A 706-nucleotide genomic window follows, 5' to 3' on the forward strand; every position below is an offset into this window, starting at 1 on the left:
GTACCAATTCGTATGTCTTACCTTCGAATTCGATTTCTTTTGGACGGTTGTCTACAACTGTATCGTAGTCTTTATCAACTGGTTGGTCTTTTTCATCTGTTACAGATGCTTTGATTGTCTTACCTTCAGTGTCTACATAGTGAACGTAAACATTACCTTTCACTTCTTTATAAACGTAAGTGATTGTTGATTTAGGTTTATCAACTTTACCTTTAATTGGATCAGATGATTCAAGGTGTCCATCGCCGTCAACTTTACCTACTGGGTAGTCACCTTTTGGTACGATCTTGTATGTCTTACCATCTGGAGTCTTGATTGTGTTAGGTTTTTCACCTTCCTCAGTTGTGTTATATGGAGTGTCATATGGTGAGTTTGGTGTGTCTTGACGTGGTTTTTGGATTTCTTTACCATCATTCTCACGGATGTAAGTGATGATTACTTCACCAACTTTAGGAGTTTCACTTTCAGACATTGATTGAGAAATTGAAACTGAAGTTGATTCAGAGCTTGAAAGTGATTCTGAAACTGAAGTTGAAGTTGATGTAGATTCTGAAAGGCTAGCAGATGCTGAGTAAGATTCAGAAGCTGATACTGATTCAGATACAGAAGTTGATTCTGAAGAGCTTGCTGATTCTGATGCAGATGCTGAAGCTGATGTGCTTGCTGATTCTGATGCAGATGCTGACTCAGATGCACTTGCTGATTC

Annotated in this window: 1 protein-coding gene; it reads right to left on the reverse strand. The window is 38.5% G+C overall.

Annotated features, from left to right (window positions below):
• The coding region (locus AX662_RS07660; RefSeq protein WP_231728423.1) for a MucBP domain-containing protein at positions 1-706 on the reverse strand (706 nt) is incomplete at both ends.

It is taken from the genome of Streptococcus sp. CCH5-D3 (genome assembly GCF_001556435.1).
Lineage (GTDB): Bacteria > Bacillota > Bacilli > Lactobacillales > Streptococcaceae > Streptococcus.